The following is a 22,428-nucleotide window of genomic DNA, read 5'->3' as shown; positions in this document are numbered from 1 at the left end:
ATCGGTCTTTTTCAGACGATGACAGGTACTTTATATGAAATGTCGTACAAATTTCCGCTTATTTAGATATCTCTGCACGATTTTGTGTGGTTTTTCATACAACAGGCTTTGACGAACAGTTTTGGGGGCAAATTGTGTGAAAAAACATACAGGTCAAGCACTGATATTGAGATTGAGCCTCAATGTATTTCAAGCAACTCTGTCTTTTCTCCATCGTCTGTCATGGTAAAATAAAAAATAAAGATAGAACGCTATGAGGAAGGAGGGCACTGATGACCTCTGTAAGGAACGACAACTCTATGGTGCTCTTATCCAAACTGCAGATCCCGCAGCCTCTCTCCGCTTCTGTTTCGCGTCCGCACTTGTTCGAACTATTAAATGAAGGATTATCCCGCAGAGCCACCTTTCTTGTCGCTCCTGCAGGCTACGGCAAAACGACCCTGATCGCCGAGTGGGCCCGGCAGCTTGGCGTCGCTGTCGGGTGGCTGTCGTTAGACGACAAAGATAACGATCTGGCCAGATTCTGGAACTACGTGATGGCGGCGTTTGAGAGGGCACTCGGCGGATTGCGCGCTTCAACCCGGGAGGCGGCAGCTGCCTTAAGTCCTGGCGGACATGAGCCGTTTCTCGTAGCTCTGCTGAACGAACTGAACGATGTAAGGGAGCCTCTGATCCTCGTTCTGGACGACTGGCACGTTATCGTCGATAAGGATATCGTCGCCTCCTTCTCTTATTTTCTCGAATATTTGCCTCCTTCGATCCATCTTGTCATCATCGGTCGTACTTTAGCCGGATTTTCGAAAGCAAGATGGATCAGCCGGGGCTGGATTCAGGAGATGAATGTCGAACAGCTGCGCTTCGACCTGCGGGAGACGGTGGATTTTTTCCGGATTTTCTTGACGCGGGAGCCTCGAAGAGAGCAGATCGAACGATATTTGGCTACCACCGAAGGCTGGGTGACGGGGCTGAAGCTGATTTCGCTGTCTCTGCGATCCGGCAAGCGGACGTCATCGCTTGAGCGCGACTTGGCCGGACGGGACGGCGAGAGCGTCGAGAGGTTTTTGTTCGAGGAAGTTTTCGAGGGACTGGACGAGAGAACGCGGCAATTTCTCATGGACATATCGGTTCTTCAGCGGATGAGCGGGCCGCTGTGCGAAGCGGTGGCAGGCGGGGAGAACGGATCGGTCAAGCTGGCTGAACTGGCGGATAGCAACCTGTTTGTCATTCCGCTGGATGATGACAAAGTCTGGTTCCGGTTTCACCACCTGTTCGGAGAGTTTCTGAGGACAGAGCAGCGACGGCGCGACCCCGGGAGAACGAAAGCTCTCTTCCGCGCGGCTGCGCAAGGGTGCGAGTCGGAGGAGCTGCTGGAGGAGGCGGTGGATTACTACTTGGCCGGGCAGGAGTACGGGGAAGCCGTACGCTTGCTCGAACAGATGCGGAGCATTATGATCCGCAGAGAGTTCCAGTCGTTGAGAGCGTGGCTATCGGTTATACCCGAGGAGCTTCTGATGCAGCATCCCTACCTCTTTTTTTCCTATATTTTCTCGTTGCTATGGGTTCAGGACCTGGATCTGGCGGAGCGGCATTTACGGCTTGCCGAACAGAATTACGAGACCGCTTCGGCAAGCTGGAGCGAGGCAGAGAAGAATCGTTATTTGGGTTACTTGTATTTCGTCAGAAATTTCAAAGCGACCCAGTACGACATGGATATGATTCGGGGACTGGAATATATCCGTCTCTCGCTTCAACATAGCCCCCAAGGAACCGATTTGATTTTCGCATCTCCCTACATGCCGCTCGCTCCTTCCATTTATCGCTCCTATAACGGCAAACGCGGCAAACATTTGCCCCGGGGACTCTCAGACAACTTCTTTCTGAGCATGATCGACTTTATGGCGTTGATGGGCCTGCAGGATTCGATCCTGGTCTGCTATGCCGAATTGCTGTACGAACGGGGGGAGTTGGACCAGGCAGAACATTATTTGAAGCTGGCGCTCGCGGGCAACAGCCAGGCGCGTTATCAGGAGGAGAAAGTCTATGTGCCCGCCAGCTTGTTCCTGTCGCGGATCAGCAGAGCCAAGCAGGACTTGTCGCAAGCCGAGAAATGGTTGGAGGAGGCCGTCAGGAGAGCTTGGGAGGACGGCGCCGAAGCAGCGCCGATTCTGATCGAAGCGGAGATGGCCGCTCATCGGTTGGACGGGGGAGACTCGTCGGCAGCAATTCGGTGGATCGAGCGTTACAAGCTGACGGCGGACGATCCGGTGTCCGTCTATCAGCTGTTCGTATACATTTTTCTTGTCCGAGTGTTGATGGAAACCGGCCGCCGGCAGGAGGCGTGGCCGTTGTCGGAGAAGCTGCTGCTGATTGCGGTGAAAGGCCACCGACCGATGGACGCGCTGGAAATTCAAGTGCTCCAGGCGATTATGCTCTCGCAGGCGGAGAAGCCGGAGGAGGCGCTGCTTACGTTGGAAGAGGCGCTCAAATACGCGAATCCCGACGACTATGTCCGCGTGTTCGTCGACAAGGGCAAGCGAGTCGCCGAACTGCTCTCGGAATACGTCCGACAACGGCAAAAAGGAAATATCCGGGACAGGGACGCACCCTCGCTCCCCTATGTACGCAAAATTATTTCAGGCTGCGGAGGAGCGGCGGTCTCGCCGAACGAATCGGCGGCATTGGAGACGCTTCTCACCCCGAAGGAGTACGCGATATTCCGTTATATGGAGGAAGGGTTGGACAATGCGGCGATTATCAAAGCGCTTGGCATCGGCATGGGCACCCTGAAAGCGCACATCAATCGCATTTACAGCAAACTCCAGGTGAAGAGCCGCTTGGAAGCGATCAAAAGAGGCAAAGAATTGCAAGGGTAACGTTCGTCTATAACCGGCTCTATAACCGTGGTTAGATTCGACGTTCGGATCGTTCCGATATAATGGGCTCTGTATCGACGCTATTGAGCTCATTCAAGGAAGGAACGGATCGGATGAAACGCGTACTCTCTATTCTAACGACCATTATTCTAATGATAGGAACCTTCCCGTTGCAAGCTTTGGCAGACACGGATGCCGCGGTGCAAGGGGACGGTTCGGCAAGTTATCCCTATATCGTCATGACCCTGGAGCAGTTGAATTCCGTACGAAACGATTTGACTGCGCAATATAGACTTGGGGCGGATATCGACGCTTCGGAGACGATCGACTGGAACGGCGGCAACGGGTTTGAGCCCATCGGCGGAAATGGGGACAGCGCCAGCCAGTTCACGGGGGTGTTCGACGGAGCCGGGCATATCATTCGTAATCTGACCGTCAATCGGCCCGCGACCGATTTAGTCGGATTGTTCGGAATCGTCGGCCCCGGCGGAATCGTGAGAGACGTCGGTCTCGACGGAGGCTCCGTTACCGGCAAGCTCAACACCGGCGGCCTTGCAGGACGCAATTTAGGCGAGGTGGCTTCATCCTTCGTTACCGGCTCTGTCAGCAGCAGCGAGGGAGTCGTCGGAGGGCTGGTGGGTTACAGCGGAATCGGCAGTACGGTGAACGCTTCCTACGCCTCCGGTGCTGTCGACGGCCCCGTCTACGTCGGAGGGCTGGTTGGGCGCAACGACGGTGCGATAAGGGAATCCCATGCTTCAGGAACCGTCAGCGGCATCGACATTGTCGGCGGGCTTGCAGGGGGCAACGAGGGCGGGCAAATCAGTCAGTCCTATGCCGCCGGCACGGTGAACGGGAGCGGCAATAATGCCGGGGGGCTAGTAGGCTATAATCTATCCGGCATCGTTAACCGCTCTTATGCGATCGGCGACGTCAACGGGCAAATCAATGTCGGAGGATTGGCGGGCAACACCGACTTCGGCGGAATAAGCGAGTCTTACGCCACCGGCTCAGTTAACGGTCAGGTCCGTGCCGGCGGGCTGATCGGGCAAAACAACGGCGGCGAGCTGACCGATAGCTTCTGGGATCGGGAGACAACCTTACAGAGCAGCGCCTGCGGATACAATAATGAAGGCTACCCGGGGACGACATGCACGGCGACCGCCCTCGCCGTGGCGGAAGCTCTGACGCAAAGCAGCTATTCCGCCTGGGATTTCACGAATGTCTGGTTCATGATCGACGGCGCCACTCGTCCCTTCCTGCGGTCGGAATGGTCGCGCACGATCGGCAACGCCCATCAACTGCAGTTGATGGCGATGAATGTAAGCGCGGATTATACGCTGGCCCGGGATATCGATTTCGGGGCCGTGTTGACGGATGACAGCCGTTCCGACATGTGGGCGACCGGTTCTGGAATCGGTGCAGGTTTTGCTCCCGTCGGCAGCGATTACCATGAGCCCTTCACCGGCAAGTTCGATGGTGCGAATCAAGCGATTAAAAATCTTAGGATTAACCGTCCGGATGCCGACTTCGTCGGCCTGTTCGGCTACCTGGGATCCGGCGGCGTCGTGCGAAACGTGGGGCTTGAGGGCGGCTTCGTCAGCGGGAGATACTCCACGGGAGCTCTGGTCGGCGAGAGCTATGGGGGTACAATTGTACAAGCCTATTCGTCGGTCGACGTCAGTGGAGATTCCAATGTAGGGGGAGTAGTCGGACAGAACAATATTGGCGGCATCGTCAGGCAGTCCTTCGCGACCGGCCCTATTACCGGTCAATTTGCCGTTGGCGGGTTGACGGGACGCAATGAGAAAGGCACGATTAACGACGCGTATAGTACCGGTTCCGTCAACGGCAGCTCGGAAGTCGGGGGACTGGTGGGACGCAATGTCGGCAGCATCAATCGCGCTTACGCCGTAGGCAGGGTCACGGCGAATGGCGGCAGTGTGGGCGGATTGGTAGGGAGGAATTTCGAACCGGTCATTGCCAGCGCATACGATAGCCAGACGTCCGGTCACGGCGATGCCGATAAAGGCACTCCCACGATGACTGCGGAGATGAAGCAGAGAGCCACTTTCGAATCCAATTGGGATTTCGTCACGATTTGGACCATCGAAGAAGGCAGGACCTATCCGACTTTGCGGGGGGCTGCCCTATCTGTCGGAGTGGATGTTGCTCCGCCGACGGTTGCGAGCGCGGCAATCAAGCGCGAATATGGAGATCGCATCCTTGTGACGTTCGATGAAGAAGTGCGCATTGCGGACGCCTCCGGAGTCTTGATCGAATCCGATGAAATCGGCCAGACCATTGTGAATGTAGAAGGCGACGGTACGAAGACGCTTACCTTTATCGTTGCGGATGCGTTCGAGCAAGGGGCAGCGGTTACTCTGTCCTACAACGCTCAATTGGGCAGTATCGTCGATTTGGCGGGCAACTCGATGCACGGTTTGGCGAATCTGACCGTGTATAAGTCGCCGTCGCTCGAAATCGAGATGAAGAAGGCGGACGGAAGCGCCTATGGAAGCGATGAGTGGACGAACGCAAGCGTAACCGTGAGCGTGTATGCCGATGCGGGAGACAGTGAGATTGCAGCGCTTGTCTATACGTTGGATGGAGGTCCGGAGCAAGCCTATACGAACGGGACGCCGATCGAGCTCTCGGAGGAAGGTATACATACGATCTCCTTCCAAGCAGCGGATAGAGCGGGAAATACGATATCCGACCGGCTCACGGTTAAGATCGACATGACGGCGCCTGCGGTCGACTTCGACCCGACCGGCAACGAAACCGCCTCCGCATCGGCGGCAGTCCAGACAACGGTAAGCGACAGCGGAAGCCGCGTGGACGCCTCGTCTTTGAAATATGCATGGACAACCGACATATCGCCGCCGGCCGCAGGCTGGATATCGTTCGCGAACGAAGCCGCTTTGACGAAAAGCGGAGCGGATGGAGATTGGTATCTGCATATTCGGGCAGCGGACATGGCGGGCAACGAGGCGTTCGCGGTGGCGGGCCGGTTCCGATTGATCCAGCATCGGACGGAGAGCGGAACAAGCCCCGGAACGGGGGGATATGAAGAAGCAGCGTTGCCGGACAACGTCTACTCTATAGGCGTGAACGGCAGGGAGGTGCGGTTTGAGGGAGGCCGAATCGTAATTCCCGCCGGGGCAATGAATCGTCTGTTCCGACTATCGATTAACGAGATTCGCGATACGAGTCGCCTTCCGTTTGCCGACGGACAACGATTGGCGAGCAAGGTGATCGAATTTACCAAAGATCAAGCCGGAAAGTTCGATCGGGACGTGACCGTCAGCCTGCGATTCAATGCCGAATCGATACGGAGAGAAGATGCGGAGGTCAGTCTCTGCTGGCTTGACGAAGAGCTCGGCCGGTGGTTGCCGTTGGACAATAGGAAAGCGGACTGGGAGAAGGGCGAGATTAGCGGGACGATTAACCATTTCGCGAAATTTGCCGTCCTTGCGATCCCTGTCGGGAAAGAGGAGCCCGCGGTCCGTTTCACGGACATACAAGGTCATTGGGCGGAAACGTTCATTATGAAACTGGTGGAGACTGATGCGGTCGGCGGTTATGCGGACGGCAGCTTCCGGCCTGATCGTCCGATTACCCGGGCGGAATTCGCCGCGATATGGGTTCGGGTGCTAGGTTTAAGCGACAAGAAGGGCAAGACATTTGCCGACACGGTAAACCATTGGTCCGAACAGGCTGTCTCGACGGCTTACGCACACGGAATCATTACCGGGTACGATGACCGGACATTTGCTCCCGACGAGTTTATTACGCGCGAACAAATGGCGGTAATGATCGTGAACGCCCTGCAATCGGAGAGCGTGCCGGCGCGTAAAAAATTTGCGGATCAAAGCGAAATCTCTCCATGGGCGAAGGATGCGGTTCTTTCGGCGACGGAAAGCGGATTTCTTACCGGTTATCCGGACAATACGATGAGGCCTCGCCTTCACTCGACTCGCGCGGAAGCGGTATCGACGATTTGGCGTTCGGTGCAGGACTGAAGAACTTATCGCTTTTGCGTTTCATGGGAGTAAGGACGTTGGGGGGCTTGATTAACGAACTCCCCCGAACCGCACGTCGGACTTAGATATTCACTATTTGTGGTATTAATGGGATTAAAGTGTTGGCGATTTTGAATGAAGAGGCGGTGAACATGATGAGCGTAAACCGGGAAGAATTGAAGCAAATGATCGATCAAATTCCTGAACAAGATGCGCTCGAAGTGTACGACTTTGTTGGATATTTAAATATGAAGCGAGAACGCGCTGAATTGCAGCAATTGGATATCGCAGCGCTTGGGGAGGATGCCGATCTCATTCGGCAAGTTGAGCAAAGTCGCAAGGATCATGAAAATCAACGCATATTTGGCAGAGAAGCCGGACTAGACTATCTTCGCAGCAAGGTTAAGGAATTCGAAGATGGACAAGACATATAGAGTTTTTTGGACGCAAACCTCACTGGATGAACTCAGCCGCATTCTCGCTAACCCGCCGGATGTGAAGGAAAGAGTCTATCTGGATTCGTTTGCCCGATTGATGTTACCCCCACACTTACCGCCAAACCCACACTTACCGCCAAACCCACACTTACCGCCAAACCCATATTGACAGGCAAATTGAAAGGACAATGGGTAAGATTGGGGCTCTATCAAGTTATTTTTGTGTTTGAGGTCGACGAAGGAAAAGCGACGGTTTGGATAAATGGCATTAAGCATAAGAGGGAGAATGTATATTGGAAAAGGAAGCACACTTAGGCTGCTATCAATATACGGTCTCTTTTTTCTACGGCTGACCAATTGATTTACGAATAGCTGACTATATAAGTTGAATAATGAAGATCAGCCCAAACAATTTAAAAGGGACGGTTTTGCAGGCTGTAGGCAAGGGTCGGACGTTCGAATGGGCGAGTGTAAGGGTCCCGCAGACCGTAAGAGGCGGTTAAAAGCGCGGATTCGCCTACGTAACGGTCTGCCAGACCGTAAGAGGCGGTCAAACGCGCGGATTCGCTTGCGTTGGACGGTCTGTCAGACCGTAAGAGGCAGTCGAACGCGCGGATTCGCCCACGTAACGGTCTGTCAGACCGTAAGAGGAGGTCAAAAGCGCGGATTCGCCTACGTAACGGTCTGCCAGACCGTAAGAGGCAGTCGAACGCGCGGATTCGCCCACGTAACGGTCTGTCAGACCGTAAGAGGAGGTCAAAAGCGCGGATTCGCCCACGTAACGGTCTGTCAGACCGTAAGAGGCGGTCAAAAGCGCGGATTCGCCCACGTAACGGTCTACCAGACCGTAAGAGGCGGTTGAACGCGCGGATTCGCCCGCGTAGCGGTCTGTCAGACCGTAAGAGGCGGTCAAAAGCGCGAATTCGCCTACATAACGGTCTGTCAGACCGTAAGAGGCGGTCAAAAGCGCGGATTCGCCCGCGTAGCGGTCTGTCAGACCGTAAGAGGCGGTCAAAAGCGCGAATTCGCCTACATAACGGTCTGTCAGACCGTAAGAGGCGGTCAAAAGCGCGGATTCGCCCGCGTAGCGGTCTGTCAGACCGTAAGAGGCGGTCCGCAGGGTGTGTGTTCCTGAATGTGAATTGGCACGTTATAGTTTTATCAATTCCGGGCCGCTCCGAAGGTCGACATAGACCTTGCGGAGCGGTTTTTTTTATCCGGAATGGTTTCAAGGAATCAACAGAGCTGACGCATATTGTGCGTACCAACGAACGAGGTAGTCGTTGGGGTGGTTGACGTTGTTGGCGGTCATGTCGAGAAAGTCTTTATGCTGCAGCAATTCCCGATGAACGCCGGTCATGTCCATGATCACGGTGCCGTCGTATGTGCTTGCGAGATTGTCCAGCGCCGCTTTATAGTCCGCCTGGTTACCCGCCAATACGATGGAGCAAGCCGCGTCCGAACAGACGCCTTCCCGCGCCAGCGTCGTGGCGACGAGGATGAATTCCGCGTCGGCGTTGACGGCGAGCACGTCGTCCATGATCGACTTGACGTTGCTCTCGAAAGCGGCCGGAGATACTTGATAAGTGCCGTCGTTCATGCCGAAGGCGATTATGACGAGATCGGGATGATCCGCCGCGATCAAGCTGGAATTCGCCGCCCCCCAGGCGGACACCTGGCCGCCGACAGACTTGTTCGCCAGCGTGACGTCGCTGCCGAACGCCTCGCTTAGCTGCCGGACGAACAAGCGGCCCCAGCTCGGCATGTAAGGCGCGCCGCCCGAATAGCCTGAAGCGTTGCTGCCTACGGAGATGCTGTCCCCGAGCAAGGCGACCTTTAGCGGTGAACCTGCGGTCAGCTTGGCGGACGTATTCGGCAGGTCGGCTCCCGCATATTGCGGAACGACGCCGTCCCAAGGCTCGGACTTCGTGTACGTGACGGCCAACTGCCTGCGTGTAATGTCCGTACCCTCCCGGTACAGAATGTAGCCGGAGCCCTGTCGATACATCGCCCAGCCGGATTGATAGGCTGTCGGATACAGCTCGCTTGTCGTCAAGAAGCCGGCTTTCGTACCGGGAAGCAGCTTCAGCTTACCGGACGTCGAATCGTACGTCCAATCGATTCCTTCGATATACTCCGTTCCGAGCGACGCGTCTTTGATCGATACGATATCGAGCGGCGTATAGTGCAGCTTCGTTTCCGGCTGACCGCCGTCGTGCGAGACGAACATAACCGATTCATTATAGATAGTGTTCGAGGACCAGAGCGGCGTCAACGCTTCGCTCTCGTCGTACCCGGTCCGGGCGCTGCTGTCGTCGTCGACCTTGACGTAGTCGAGCTCGATCGTGCCGCTGGAGGCGGTGTTCGCCGGGGCTAGCCGCAATTGCCGGATGACGCCCTTCCATTCCGGCTCTGCGGACAGATCGACGATATACTCGGTATAGCCGTCGTCGTTCGGACGGATGTCGAACGATTTGTATTTGACCAGATCCCACGTAGTGTCGTCGTCCCTCAGCCAATACAGCTCGGCGGAGTCGTCCGCCGTGTTGTTTTTCATGCTGATTTTGACGTAAGCGTACCGGGAAGCATCGATGGCGAGGTTGTCCGGAGAGTGCAAGTACGGGTCCGCTCCGGTCACCGTTAAGTAATACGTATCGGAATAGATGTAGCCGGTCAGGCTTTGCATCAGCGTCCAACCTTGCGCGTTGCCCGGGCTGAAGCTCGAATAGTAGGCCGAGCCCGGCGCAGGATCTTCCGGATCGCCGTACACGGCGAGTTCATTGAGCTGGTTCGTGCCGTCGCCGCTGTAGGACGATTTCATGTAGAGCCGAATATAACGCGCCGTCGCCTGCCCAACGCCGAGGACAGTTCGGCCCTGCGTCAAGTAGCCGGCAGACAGCCGGTCGTAATCGACGCCGTCGTTCGAGCCCAGCACGATGACTTCGGCGGGACCGAGCGGATAAGCGCCCATCCGCGAATCGACCGCGATCGCTCTCACGTTCCGCACTGCGCCCAGATCGGCCGTCATCGTCTGAGGCTGGCTTTCGGAAGGCTCCGCGCCGACATAGAAGCCGGAGCCGTTATCGTACACGCCGTCGTCGACGCGGCTCGGCGCATAGGGCGCGACCTCGGACGAGGCGGCGACCGACGCGATTGGCAGACGATTGTCGCTGCCCGGGACGATCGGTCCGAAAAACTCCGTCTCCCGAATCTGCACGCTGCCCGCATCGTAGCCGGACTTGAACAGCAGCTTCACGAATCGCGCGTCCGTCTGGCCGAAGGACCGGCTCTGAGCGGCGTTGGCCGCAGTGTAGTCGGCCACCTTCGTATAACGGATTCCGTCTGCGGACACCAGAATTTCCGTGTCCTTATTCCCATAATTCTCCCGCGGCAAAATGCGGACCATGCCGAGTGTGCGAAGACTGCCCAGATCGTAGACGAGCCATTGGGGATTGGCGGAGGCAGCCGGCTTGCCGCTTACCCAGAAGCCCTCCTCCGGCAAATCCTTCACCCCGTCCAGCGTCTTGGCCGGATTGTAGGCGTAGTAGCTTAGCGTACTGGAAGCCTGCACCGTTGCCGCCGCAATCTCCTTGTAGCCGTCCTCCTTGGCCGCGGTCGCATAGACGGCCATCTCGGCAATGCCCGCGTCGCTCCAGCCGTAGGAAGAGCGGATGTTCAGCTTGACGTAACGCACCTCGGTCGGCTTGAACGTATGCAGCTGTCCGCCGTTCGCGCTTGTCGCCGTATACGCGAAGCTGTAGCTGCTGCCGTCCGTGGACAGCAGAATGTCGATATCCTTCGGCCCTTCATTCGGTACGGGCTGAATTTCGACCCGGTTGACGCGATGGCTCGCGCCCAAATCGTAGACGATCGACTGAGGCGCAGGCTCGGTCGGATAAGCTCCACTGCGCCAGGACGTATCCTCACGCAAATCGTGGATGTTCGAGACGGAGGAGCCAACCCCCTGCGAGGAGGCGGTCGCGCTTACCGGAGCGATCCGCTTGGAATCGTCCTCAGTTTCCGGTCCGTACAGCTGCAGCTCCCGAATCTGCACGGTTCCGTCCGGAGCGTACGAGGAAGTAACGTACAGCTTAACGAACTGCGCCCTCATCGACCGCTCGAAATAGACGACCTTGCGTTCGTTGGGCAGCGTTCCGTTCCATACGTCCGTATAGCTTGTGCCGTCGCTCGACACCGAGACCGTCGCGTTCTTCGGTCCGAAGCCTTGGCGCGGCTCGATGACGACGGCTTGAACGACCCGTTCCTTGCCGACATTGGCGATGATCGTCTGAACGGCGGTCGGCGTGCCGGCCCAGAAGCCATGGTCTTCGCCGCCGATCATGCCGTCGATCATGTTCTCGCGCGGGTAATCTCCGTGCTGGTTCGTCGTCTGCACATCGTAGATGGAGATCGGACTTGCCGACCGGTAGTGCGTGACGTCCGCCGGAAGAGTGACCGTCGTCGCGATCGCGTCGGTCATCGTGTCGCGCGCGCCGAGAGAGTCGACGGACGGATTTCCGTAATACTTGGTGAACTGCAGCACCTCGGCGCTGCCGGTCAGCGAGGGGGAGAACTCGATCCGCTGCTGAACTCCGCCTGCCTCGTCGTATTGGGAATCCATCAGGTTTTTGCCGCTGTAGGAAACGACGAGCTTGCTGCCGCTGGCCGCGTCGGTGCCCGTATAGGCAGCCGCAACGGTCGGTTCGAACCGGATAGGCCGCGCGACGCCGGACGAATCTGCGAAGTCGGACAAGATGTTCGGCATGATCTCGTTAAAGAAGGCGTTGTTCTGTACGCGAGTCGTCGTGAACAGCACGCTGCCCGAGCCGTACGGATACTCGACGACGAGCGCGTTGCCGTCTCCGTCCTCTACGACCGGAACGGCTCCCGCCGCCAGCGAGACGAAGGCCTTGTCGATCGCGGGCAGCTCGCCTGCGTCCGCCGTCGTCAGCGAGGCGAGCCAAGCCGGTTTGCTATCGGCAACGCGCCATTCTCGGCTGGACGTCGCCGCTGCCGCCGTGCCTCCGCTAAGGCCGAGGCTCCAACCGGAGGGATCTGACGGACTCGGAGAGACGAGCCGACGATCTTCGTCGATCTGATACGTGAGCGCGCCTTCCCCGAACGTAACCAGCTTACCTCCGCCCTGCACCCATGCTTTGATTTTGTCGCCGACCGATTGCAGCGTGACGGTGCTCGACGTATTCGGCACGATCAGCACCTTGTAGCGGCTCAAAATATCATCCAGAATAAGCTGCTCGTCCACGACATCCGGCGTCGTCAGATAGCGGGCCCACGAAGCGTACGCGCCGTAGGCGCCGTGCGTCATCTCGGCATCGTAGACGAGGCTGACGTCGCGGTTCGTCTTGTCGCCGCCCCGATACCAGGAAGAATGGTGCGATTGGAAGAAGGCGACCTCGCTCGGCTCGTAGTCCGGCCGATATTGCTTAACCGTTTCGTTCAGGCTTTTCCAGTAATAATAGTCCTTCGTCTTCTCGAAGCCGCCCGTCCAGGAGGCGGTGCCCCAATCGAAGCCCTTAAACAGCCACTCCACGTAGGCGTAGTGCATCGTATCGGCGCCCGACATCAACAGGTTGGCCGCGTTCTGTCGCTGCTGATTGTACGAGACGGCCGGGATGCCTCCGTCGCCTTCTCCCCAGATTTTGACGCCGTAATGGCTGCCGATCGTTGTGCTGTGGCGCATCGAGCTCAAGTTCTCATTGTTCGTGTCGTCGAAAAAGGCGGGATGCCCGCCGCTGGCCAGCAGCTTCAGCAAATCGGCCGTGGACGCCGAGAAAGCGGCGGAGTTCGGATTGGAGCCCATCTTGGCGCCGCCGATCTTAATGCCGAGCGGCTTGGACGTCGCGCTCTTGGCCGTTGAGAGCCATCTCTCCATGACGTCGTAGAGGAACGTATGACGCCAGGTCACAAAGTCCGACCAACTCTGCCGCAGATCCACCTCGCCCTCCCCGAGAGAGTAGTCCGGCAATGGAGATTGAACGTCGCCCCAGCCGGTATACGAGGAGCCCCAGGCCGTATTCAGCGCGGCGACGCTCGGATAGACGGTTTGAAGATAGGAGCGGAAGGCCGCTTTGGCATGCGGGTCGTAGCTGTAAAACTTCGGGCTCGCGTAATTGTCGGTCAGCATTTCCACTTCTCCGTAGTAGCCGGGCCCGTCGATGTAGAATCCGTAGACGCCGTCGTCCCCGTCGTAATGGTCGACCACCGCTTCGATAAAGCTGTCGTAGCCGTTTTGCAGCGCGGGAACATAGACGTTGAAGCGATTCGGGAGAATCGAGCCGTCCTCCGCCACGTAATCGGCATAATACTCCGGCCACCAATCCTGCCGGAACGAGCCGTTCAACGTCACCTCGAGCACGACCCGGATGCCGTTCGCCTCCCAGCGGTCGATCTGCGCGTCGAGCAGGGAGAAGTCGTACGTGCCTTTGGCGCTCATGACGCCGTCGCCTCCGGGATTCGGATGCGCCAGCGGGTCGTTGGCCACCGCTTTCAGCTCCACGACGTCAACGCCCGCGTCGGCTACGTCCTGGATGGCCGAATCCGGGAAGCTCCACATGTCCGGAATGGCGGCGAGCAGTCCGATCCGCGGCTCGAAGCCGGTTGGACCGGACCGCGCGCTTAATACGGATTCCGAGCTCTGGGAGTAGACCTCGCGATTCCCCAACAGCATCATACTCAACAGCAAGGTAAGACCCATGCTTAAACTTTTTCTCATCATGTTCCTCCTTAAGTCGTTGTTCGGATTGCTGTATAACGATTGATGTAAGCCTTTACATGATGTTGAGCTTTATTATAGACGTGTCGAATTCGAAAGTATTTACACGACATATTGTTGTTGGCTAATTCCTGAAAGAGAATTTTCTCCTTAATAAGATCATCAGAAGAAGGAGGATTTGCACTCCATCGACTTCCGCTAGGTTTGGCAAAAGAATCTGCTTTTTCGGAAACCTCTCCTGCGGGAAAAGGCAAGGTCAAAATAATGCAAGCGCTTAACTGTCAGATGAAGCCTGGCACGGGTTATGAATTTCCGGATTCTCCTAATTGCAACATGTGAGGTAAATACGCGGCCGTTCGTTTCATCTATGATTGCTTTAGACGGGAAAGAAAGGAGCGACCGGGCGAATGAAACGGGATTACAAGCTATCCGGCAGCAAGGAACGGAGAGGAATCAATCGGCGGATGGCCGTTGCTGGCATGCTTGCGCTTTTGCTGCTGGCGGCGACCGTTGGTCTGTATCTGCAGCTAAAGAAGGAGAGGACCGGGGCTACTTATTCCGATATCCGCGATCCGGTTGAAAGGGCACTGGTCCCTTTCTGGAAAGGGACCACGATGTACGGGGAATCGCTTCTCATGGTGGCGGATGGCGAAAAACCTCCGGAAGCGAGCTTGCTGTTTACCCCTCTGGAAATCGTCTCCGTTACGAATGCGGGTCAAGATATCGTCTATGATCCGGGCGTGGATTGGATATTCGAGAATGGAAAGCTCAAGCTGCCGGAAGGCTCCCGCATTCCCGTGATGAAAAAGTCCCGGCTATACCCTCGCACGCACATCCCAGGAATGGACTTCGCCAAAAAAGGAGGCGGGTACGTTCTTTACAGAGAAGGATCATTTTTTCATGAGCAGCAGGTCAGCGTGACCTATACGCACAGGGCGAACGAATGGAAAGGACCGGTTCCGTCCCTTGCGGAACGAGCCTTGAAGAGAACCCTCAGCAGGCTGCGGGCAGGGGAGCCTTTAAAACTGATCCTATACGGGGACAGCATCGCGGAAGGGCAGAATGCAAGCGGAATAACGGGAGCGGCACCCTATTTGCCGAGCTGGGGCGAGCTGCTGGTTGAGGCGCTCAAGCGGAATTACGCTTCCGAGCTTATCTTCGAGAATCCTTCCGTCGGAGGCAAGGATTCCGCCTGGGGCAAAGCGGAAGCGAGGGCGCTCGTTGCGGAGCGCCGTCCGGACTTGGTCATCCTCGCATTCGGTATGAACGATGGAACCTTAGACGTTCCGCCGGAACAATTTCGCAGCAATATTCAAGACATCGTCGATCAGATCCGCAGCGCCAATCCCGACATCGAATTCATTGTCGTAAGCACAAGCCTTCCTAATCCGGAAACGGAATTTCTCAAGCAGCAGCCCAATTACAAGACGGCGATCGATCGACTCGAGGGGGAAGGAATCGTGGTGGCCGATCTGACCGGCGTGCATCAGGAGCTGCTGAAACACAAGCCCTTTGCGGATATGACGGGCAACAACATCAATCATCCGAACGATTTTCTGATTCGCTGGTATGCCCAATTTATAACGGGGTTACTTGTCCCCTGAACGATGACCGCTGCATGAAGTTACGGGACGGTCCGATGGTTCTGCCGCCACATCGTCGGGCTGACTCCGTACGTATTCTTGAACACTCGGCTGAAATAATGAATGCTCTGATACCCCGTCAGCTTGACGATATCCTGTACGGACAGCTCGCTGTTTTCCAGGTGGCTGATGGCTGCGTTCATCCGCAGGTTGTTTAAATACTGGAACGGCGTCATGCCCTTCATCTGTTTGAACACCCGGATCAGATAGGACGGATTAAGGTGGATCCGGTCGGTTAGATCCTTCAGGGTGATGTTCTCCCGGTAGTAGGATTCCATGAAATGCATCAGCATGTCGACCGCCTCCTCCGTCTCGGTCTTGACACCGTCGTCCGACTCCGCCCGCAGCTTCTTGTCGGGTTTGGCCGTATGCAGAGACTGGGTGACGATATGCCGAACCAACAGCACCACCTTTTGCATTTCCGCCGTCACCAACTGGTTGATCAGGCCGGTATGCGTCGAGAGCTCGGATTCGAAATGGTTGCGGATCAGGTTCATCGTCTGGATAATCGCCGACAACGCATAGGAAGGAGCCTGCATCCCGCACTGCAGCGTGTTCCAACGCATCATCTCCGACAGGTTGAGGAAAGGATCGTGCTGAATGTCGGCTTCCATGAACAGAAAGCTGTATTGGGTGGAAATCTTCGTAAGTTGGTGCGGAGTGTTCGGCGTCAGGAAAAAAAGCGCCGGCCCCCTCGTCTCATAAACCTCGTTCAGCCAACTCAATTGGATCTCGCCTGAGGATATGTACAGAATCTCATGATGATAGGGGTGAATGCCGCCGCTCTCGTAGCGCTGGGGAGAGGTGAGGGTAATGTTGCCGTATTTGCGGATATGCATGGCATAAACAGCCTCCCTTAAATTGAGGAAAACAGCTAAAGTCAATTTAGTACAAATAAAATAATGGATTTTGTGTGCTTGTAAACAAAATAAATAGGGTTTCGAGCGAAACAAGAACATGTAATGCAAATACATAATGACAGTACGAGTTTATAATAGGATGGCAGGGTTGTAAAGGCTTACATTAAACGCCGGTCGTCCGGACAACGAAGGGGGGTGAGAAAACCGTGCAAAACGAACAGACCATCCATAGATCCCCTGCCGGTAAGAACGGCCAGTCCGCATGGAGCAAAATCCGCAAAGGCTGGCAGCTCTATCTCATGCTGGCGCTTCCCGTTCTCTTCATTATCGTGTTCAGCTACATTCCGATGTACGGGGCGCAAATTGCGTTCAAAAACTATGTGGTGACCAAAGGAATTTGGGGCAGCGAATGGGTCGGACTCAAGCATCTGGACCGATTCATCCATTCCTACGATTTCTGGAGACTGCTGCGAAATACGTTAACGATCAGCTTCTACAGCCTGATTGCCGGATTTCCGTTCCCGATTATTTTGGCTTTGAGCCTGAACTATGTTCGCAGCGTGTTCTTCAAGAAAAGCGTTCAGATGATCACCTATGCGCCGTATTTTATCTCGGTAGTCGTCATGGTCGGCATCATCTTCGAGCTTCTTGATCCGCGCAAAGGGATGGTCAACCACGTCATCCAAGGGCTGGGCTTCGAACCGGTTCAGTTCATGGCCAAAGCCGAATGGTTTCAATCGATCTATGTATGGTCCGGCGTATGGCAGATGGTCGGCTTCAGCTGCATTATCTATCTGGCGGCGCTCGCTGGCATCGATCCGGCGCTTCATGAGTCGGCCGTCATCGACGGGGCAAGTAAGGTGAGGCGGATGTGGCATGTCGATCTACCGGGCATTTTGCCGATTGCGATCATTCTGTTGATTATCAATATGGGTCATATGCTGGATGTCGGCTACGAGAAAATATTGTTGATGCAGAATTCGCTAAACATGAGAACTTCCGAGGTTATCGATACTTATGTGTACAAGGTGGCGCTGAATTCGCCGGGCATGAACTATTCGTATTCCACGCTTATCGGATTGTTTAAATCCGTCATTAATCTGTCGCTGCTCATTGCCGTGAACCAGATCGCGCGCAAGACGAGACAGACGAGCCTCTGGTAACGGGAAAGGAGAGTTTCGCTTGGACAACCGTGCGATTCGGGATTCTGGCGGCGACCGCTGGTTTACCGTGATCAATTATTCGATTTTATCGCTGTTTCTGCTGTCAGTCTTATATCCGCTTCTTTACATTGTAAGCGCTTCGTTCAGCAGCTCGGAAGCCATCGTGTCGGGCCGCGTCTGGCTATGGCCGGTCGATTTTACGCTAGACGGCTACAAGGCGGTGTTCCACCACAAGCTGATCTGGTCCGGCTTTCGCAACTCCCTGTTCTACATGGCGGTCGGCACGGCCATCAATGTGACGATGACGGTGTTGGCAGCGTATCCACTGTCGAGAAGGGACTTGTACGGGCGCCACTATTTCATGTTTCTTTTCGTCTTCACGACGATGTTCTCGGGAGGGCTTATCCCTTTCTATATTCTGGTGAAAGATCTCGGCATGCTCGACACGGTCTGGGCGATGCTGTTGCCGGGCGCCTTGGGCGTGTGGAACGTGGTCATAACTCGGACTTATTTTCAAACCTCGATTCCGGAGGAAATGCTGGAAGCCGCGCAGCTGGACGGCTGCAGCGACTTCACCTTCGTTCGCAAGATCGTGCTGCCGCTATCCATGCCGATCATCGCCGTTATTACGCTGTTTTATGCAGTTGGTCATTGGAACCAGTATTTCAGCGCGTTTATTTTCCTGAAGAGTCAGGGGCTGTACCCGCTGCAGATCGTGCTCAGGGAAATTCTGATCCAGAACAACATCAATATGAACATGCTTTCCGCAGTCGTGGACGTGCAGAGCGCGGCGAAGCGGGAGGGCCTCAGCAATCTGCTTAAATACTCGTTGATCGTGGTGGCGACTTTGCCGCTGATGATCATCTATCCTTTCGTACAAAAGCATTTCGTTAAAGGCGTTATGATCGGTTCCTTGAAAGGCTGAAGACGGTATCACAAAACAATTCAAATAAGGGGTGTTTTATTTTGAGGAAAGGTTTAGGCATTACGGTCGTTTTAATGCTTGTAATGACGTTGGTTTTGAGCGCTTGCACCGGGAATAACGGCAATAACGGCAGCTCGCTGCCTCCGAGCGGAAGCGCCGCCAGTCCGGAGTCCTCTTCGTCCGGCAATGCGGATTCCGTTACGGGGCCGGGGGAGCTTCCGATCACGAAAGAGAAAACAACGATCAAGATTATGACTCACGCCAACTCGCTCGTCGAGGATTTCGCCACCAATGCGTTCACGAAGTATTTGGAGGAGAAGACCAATATCCATATCGAATGGGACATCCTGCCGGAGAAATCGGCTTCGGAGAAGTTGAATCTGGTTCTGGCCAGCGGGGAGGATCTCCCCGACGTCATTATGACGATGGGGATTTCTCCGGCGCAGCAGATGATCTTCGGCGGCCAGGGCCTGTTCCGGCCGCTTAACGATCTGATCGAGCAATACGGCACGGAAACGAACAAGATGTTCGAGGCGATGCCTTACGTGAAGGATACGATTACTGCTCCGGACGGCAATATCTATGCGATGCCGGCTCCGAATGAAGGCTTCCATGCGATGTTCATGCAGAAAATGTGGATTTACAAGCCATGGCTCGACAAGCTGGGTTTGGCCATGCCAACGACGACCGAGGAGTTCTACAATGTGCTGCAGGCATTCAAGACAAAGGATCCGAACGGCAACGGCAAAGCCGACGAAATTCCGTTTTCCGGCTCGCCGACTGGTTATTTGACACAGGTCCATAACTTCCTGCTCAATTCATTTACCTATTCCCCGATGTCCTGGCTGACGGCCAATAACGGCAAGATCGAGGTTCCTTACAACAAGCCGGAGTGGAAGGAAGGACTCAAATATTTGCGTCGCCTGTACGCGGATGGGCTGATGGATGCCCAGGCATTGACGCAGGACGGAAACCAACTGAAGCAGCTGGGCGAAAATCCGGACGTGCCGATTCTAGGCGCCGTCTCGACTTTGCACATGGGCGAGTTTACCCAATTTTTCGGAGAGAGCGGACGTTGGCTGGAATACGTGGCGGTGCCTCCATTGAAAGGACCGGCTGGCGTACAGGTAACCCCATACGACCCATACGGAGTTCTGAATACGGGGGCCTATGTCATAACGAAGGATGCGAAAAATCCGGAAGCCGCATTCCGCTTGCTCGACTTTATGTACAACACCGAAACGACGCTGCGCAGTTCCTACGGCGAGCCGGGCTCGGAGTGGGAGTGGGCGAAGGACGGGGAGATTGGCATCAGCGGCGAACAAGCGGTGTGGAAGGCGCTGAAATCTTGGGGCAACGTGCAGAACGTACACTGGAGCTTGTCCGGTCCGATCTTTAATCCGTCGACGCTTCGTCTGAGCCAAGTCGACGATCCGACCAATCCGCTGGAGAAAATGCTGTATACCGAAACCAAAGAGAAATACGATCCCTATAAAGCAGGCTTGGATCAAATCGTGCCGCCGCTCTATCTGTCCGACGAGGATTCTTCGGAAATCGCAGATTTGCAGCTGACGCTGCACAACCGGGCGAATGAGATGCTTGTCCGCTCCATTACAGGCGATGTCGACATCGACAAGGAATGGGATGCCTACGTCAGTAGTCTGAACGATATGAACTTGGCCCGCTATTTGGAGCTTTATCAGAAGGCGTACGACGCCAAAAAATAAACCGGATGAGGGGAATGCGCATTGAAAGGGAAAGCGGTCGTCTTCCCGGATCGGAATCGCGTATCGTTCCAAACGGTCGATATTCCGGAGTCGGGAGACGACGACATCGTCGTAGAGGTGCGGCATTCGTGGATCAGCGCGGGAACGGAAGGCTCGTTCCTGCGCGGCGAGCGGATTGCCGGAGAACGGCCGTATGCGGAGGGCGATCCTTGGCCCTTCCCGCATGCGGCCGGGTATCAGAAGGTCGGCATCGTGCGCTCGGTTGGGCGTGCCGTGCAAGGGCTAAGGGAGGGAGACCGGGTGTTCGTGGCGATGAGCCGCGTTTCCGGGCTGTATTTTGCCGAAGCCGGCCACATTCAGCCCTCCGTCTCCGGCGCCGATCAGGTGTGGAAGCTGCCCGACGAGACGGACGATAAATCCATGTCCGCCTATGCCGGACTGGTGCTGGCGCAAGTCGGCTACAACTGCGGGATGCGTCCCGCGGTTGCGCCGGGCGAGCTGGCCGTCGTGATCGGCGACGGGCTTGTCGGGCATTGGGCCGCCCAGACGCTGGCCCATCGCGGCGCGGAGGTTGCGATGCTCGGCCGGCATGACGGCAGGCTTGGGCTGGTGGAGGCGTCGGTTCGCAAGGTGAATCTGCGGCGGGAGTCGGCAGGCTTGGCGCTGCGAGGCGAGGCCGTGGCGATCGTCGTTGATACGGTCGGCGCGATGGATACGGTGCGCGAGCTGCAGCCGCTGATGAAGCGCGACAGCCATCTCGTGTCCGCGGGTTATCTCGGCACGGAAGGCGTCGTCGATATTCAGAAGCTGAGGGAGCAGGAGATTACGCTGCATACTCCCTCGGGCTGGACGGGACCGAGGATGGAGGCGACGATACAGGCGATTCGCGAAGGCTGGCTGAAGACGGTGCCGCTCATCACGCACCGTTATCCGGCGGACGAGGCGGAGAAGGCGTGGGAGCTGATCCGCGGAGGCAGCGAAGCTTGTCTGGGCGTCCTGCTGGATTGGGAGGGCGTATCGGAAGCGTAACGAATTGCCGGAACGAGCGGCAGCTTGAGAGAGAGATTGAGAGGAGCCATATGGCATGGAAACAATGAGAACGCTTGTGATTTGCGGGAAGGAACAGGCGGAGGTCGTCCGCGTGCCGATTCCCGAGCCGGGTCCGGGACAGGTGCTGGTCCAGGTGAAGGCGGTGACGACGTGTCCGCAATGGGATCTGCACATTTATCATGGAAAACCCATGTTTGCCCATCAGGGGCCAGTCCCCTTTCCCTATATTCCGGGGCAGCCCGGACATGAAATGACCGGGACGATCGCGTCCGCGGGCGAAGGAGCGAGGCTCGCGGTCGGTCAAACCGTATGCGCATGGCGCGATCCGGGACAGCTTCGTCCCGGATGCTACGCCGAATACGTGGTCATGGACGAGGCCGACGTGATCGAGGTGCCGCAGGAGCTGCATTACACGCAGGTCGTATCGCTGGAGCTGGCGATGTGCATTGCCGGAACGATTATTCGGCTCAAGCGCACTCTGGGCATAGAAGGCAAACGGTGTGCGGTCAACGGGCTAGGTCCGGCCGGCCTGATCGCCTTGCAGATGCTGAAGGCCGAAGGGGCCTCGGAGGTCGTCGGCATCGATCCTCTCGCATCGCGACGGGAGCTGGCGAAGTCGTTAGGCGCAGACCGGACGTACGAAGCCGGATCGGACGAGCTTGCCGCTCGGACGGAGGCGGGGGCGCCGGATATCGCCGTCGATTGTGTCGGATACCCGGCTGCGGTTAGTTACATGATGGACCATACGAAGGAAGCGGTCGCGCTGTTCGCCGTCCAGCGAGAGGATTATGTCCTGAACCATTCGGGGCTGAGCGTCATCGGCTACCCGGGTCATTTTCGGGAATCCGCAGAGTATGCGCTGGAGCTTATCGTGGCAGGCAAGCTGGAGATGCGGCCCTTGATTTCCAAGGAGCTTCCGTTGGAGGCTTACGGGGAGGCCGTTCGGCTGCTGCGCGATCAAGAGGCGATCAAGATTTGCTTCGTGCCGTGAG

General features: G+C 56.3%; 12 protein-coding genes. 9 read left to right on the top strand and 3 right to left on the bottom strand.

What is annotated here, in order from left to right; translation table 11 throughout:
• Positions 1-272 precede the first annotated feature (272 nt).
• From J4772_RS23965 to J4772_RS23955, 3 genes are all read left to right on the top strand, one after another.
• A complete protein-coding gene (locus J4772_RS23965) occupies positions 273-2,873 on the top strand; it encodes a winged helix-turn-helix domain-containing protein (protein WP_209071699.1) in 2,601 nt (866 codons plus the stop codon).
• Positions 2,874-2,986: 113 nt separating this feature from the next.
• The gene (locus J4772_RS23960) at positions 2,987-6,898 is read left to right on the top strand and encodes an S-layer homology domain-containing protein (protein WP_209071698.1); all 3,912 of its coding nucleotides are present in this window, start codon (positions 2,987-2,989) and stop codon (positions 6,896-6,898) included.
• Positions 6,899-7,050: 152 nt separating this feature from the next.
• Positions 7,051-7,332, top strand: coding sequence for a hypothetical protein (locus tag J4772_RS23955; RefSeq protein ID WP_247740835.1), 282 nt, complete (start codon positions 7,051-7,053; stop codon positions 7,330-7,332).
• A 553-nt stretch (positions 7,333-7,885) separates the two neighbouring features.
• On the opposite strand, the gene J4772_RS23950 is transcribed toward J4772_RS23955, so the two are convergent.
• Together J4772_RS23950 and J4772_RS23945 are read right to left on the bottom strand one after the other, a co-directional pair.
• Positions 7,886-8,401 carry a hypothetical protein gene (locus J4772_RS23950; RefSeq protein WP_209071697.1) on the bottom strand — a complete coding sequence of 172 codons (516 nt, stop codon included), beginning with the start codon at positions 8,399-8,401 and terminating at the stop codon, positions 7,886-7,888.
• Between the two features lie 162 nt (positions 8,402-8,563).
• On the bottom strand, positions 8,564-14,068 hold the full coding sequence (locus tag J4772_RS23945) for a discoidin domain-containing protein (RefSeq protein ID WP_209071696.1): 5,505 nt from the start codon (positions 14,066-14,068) through the stop codon (positions 8,564-8,566).
• Positions 14,069-14,475: 407 nt separating this feature from the next.
• Here J4772_RS23945 and J4772_RS23940 point away from each other — a divergent pair, with 407 nt between their 5' ends.
• Positions 14,476-15,672, top strand: a complete 1,197-nt coding sequence (locus tag J4772_RS23940) for an SGNH/GDSL hydrolase family protein (protein WP_209071695.1) — start codon at positions 14,476-14,478, stop codon at positions 15,670-15,672.
• Positions 15,673-15,692: 20 nt separating this feature from the next.
• Here the strand turns inward: J4772_RS23940 and J4772_RS23935 are convergent, their stop codons facing one another.
• Complete coding sequence (locus J4772_RS23935) at positions 15,693-16,550, bottom strand: AraC family transcriptional regulator (protein WP_209071694.1); 858 nt, start codon at positions 16,548-16,550, stop codon at positions 15,693-15,695.
• Between the two features lie 320 nt (positions 16,551-16,870).
• Here J4772_RS23935 and J4772_RS23930 point away from each other — a divergent pair, with 320 nt between their 5' ends.
• The 5 genes from J4772_RS23930 to J4772_RS23910 are packed head-to-tail and all read left to right on the top strand — an operon-like array spanning position 16,871 to position 22,427.
• Positions 16,871-17,734: an ABC transporter permease gene (locus J4772_RS23930; protein WP_116063032.1), complete on the top strand. Its 864-nt coding sequence runs from the start codon at positions 16,871-16,873 to the stop codon at positions 17,732-17,734.
• Between the two features lie 19 nt (positions 17,735-17,753).
• A complete protein-coding gene (locus J4772_RS23925) occupies positions 17,754-18,659 on the top strand; it encodes a carbohydrate ABC transporter permease (protein ID WP_116062954.1) in 906 nt (301 codons plus the stop codon).
• Positions 18,660-18,700: 41 nt separating this feature from the next.
• A complete protein-coding gene (locus J4772_RS23920; RefSeq protein WP_247740833.1) occupies positions 18,701-20,386 on the top strand; it encodes an ABC transporter substrate-binding protein in 1,686 nt (561 codons plus the stop codon).
• Between the two features lie 21 nt (positions 20,387-20,407).
• Positions 20,408-21,415 (top strand): zinc-binding dehydrogenase, encoded by a 1,008-nt coding sequence (locus J4772_RS23915; RefSeq protein ID WP_209071693.1) that lies wholly within the window; start codon positions 20,408-20,410, stop codon positions 21,413-21,415.
• Positions 21,416-21,470: 55 nt separating this feature from the next.
• Positions 21,471-22,427: a zinc-dependent alcohol dehydrogenase gene (locus J4772_RS23910; protein ID WP_209071692.1), complete on the top strand. Its 957-nt coding sequence runs from the start codon at positions 21,471-21,473 to the stop codon at positions 22,425-22,427.
• Position 22,428 lies beyond the last annotated feature (1 nt).

It is taken from the genome of Cohnella sp. LGH, from assembly GCF_017671885.1.
Taxonomy (GTDB): domain Bacteria; phylum Bacillota; class Bacilli; order Paenibacillales; family Paenibacillaceae; genus Cohnella; species Cohnella phaseoli.
The sequence above is the reverse complement of the archived record's forward strand: the minus strand, read 5'-3'. Positions and strand labels throughout refer to the sequence as shown.

What these genes read in the sequence shown, in the direction of transcription:
- J4772_RS23965 (WP_209071699.1), top strand. Translation starts at nt 273, where the DNA reads ATGACCTCTGTAAGGAACGACAACTCTATGGTGCTCTTATCCAAACTG.
- J4772_RS23960 (WP_209071698.1), top strand. Translation starts at nt 2,987, where the DNA reads ATGAAACGCGTACTCTCTATTCTAACGACCATTATTCTAATGATAGGA.
- J4772_RS23955 (WP_247740835.1), top strand. Translation starts at nt 7,051, where the DNA reads ATGATGAGCGTAAACCGGGAAGAATTGAAGCAAATGATCGATCAAATT.
- J4772_RS23945 (WP_209071696.1), bottom strand. Translation starts at nt 14,068, where the DNA reads ATGAGAAAAAGTTTAAGCATGGGTCTTACCTTGCTGTTGAGTATGATG.
- J4772_RS23940 (WP_209071695.1), top strand. Translation starts at nt 14,476, where the DNA reads ATGAAACGGGATTACAAGCTATCCGGCAGCAAGGAACGGAGAGGAATC.
- J4772_RS23935 (WP_209071694.1), bottom strand. Translation starts at nt 16,550, where the DNA reads ATGCATATCCGCAAATACGGCAACATTACCCTCACCTCTCCCCAGCGC.
- J4772_RS23930 (WP_116063032.1), top strand. Translation starts at nt 16,871, where the DNA reads ATGCTGGCGCTTCCCGTTCTCTTCATTATCGTGTTCAGCTACATTCCG.
- J4772_RS23910 (WP_209071692.1), top strand. Translation starts at nt 21,471, where the DNA reads ATGGAAACAATGAGAACGCTTGTGATTTGCGGGAAGGAACAGGCGGAG.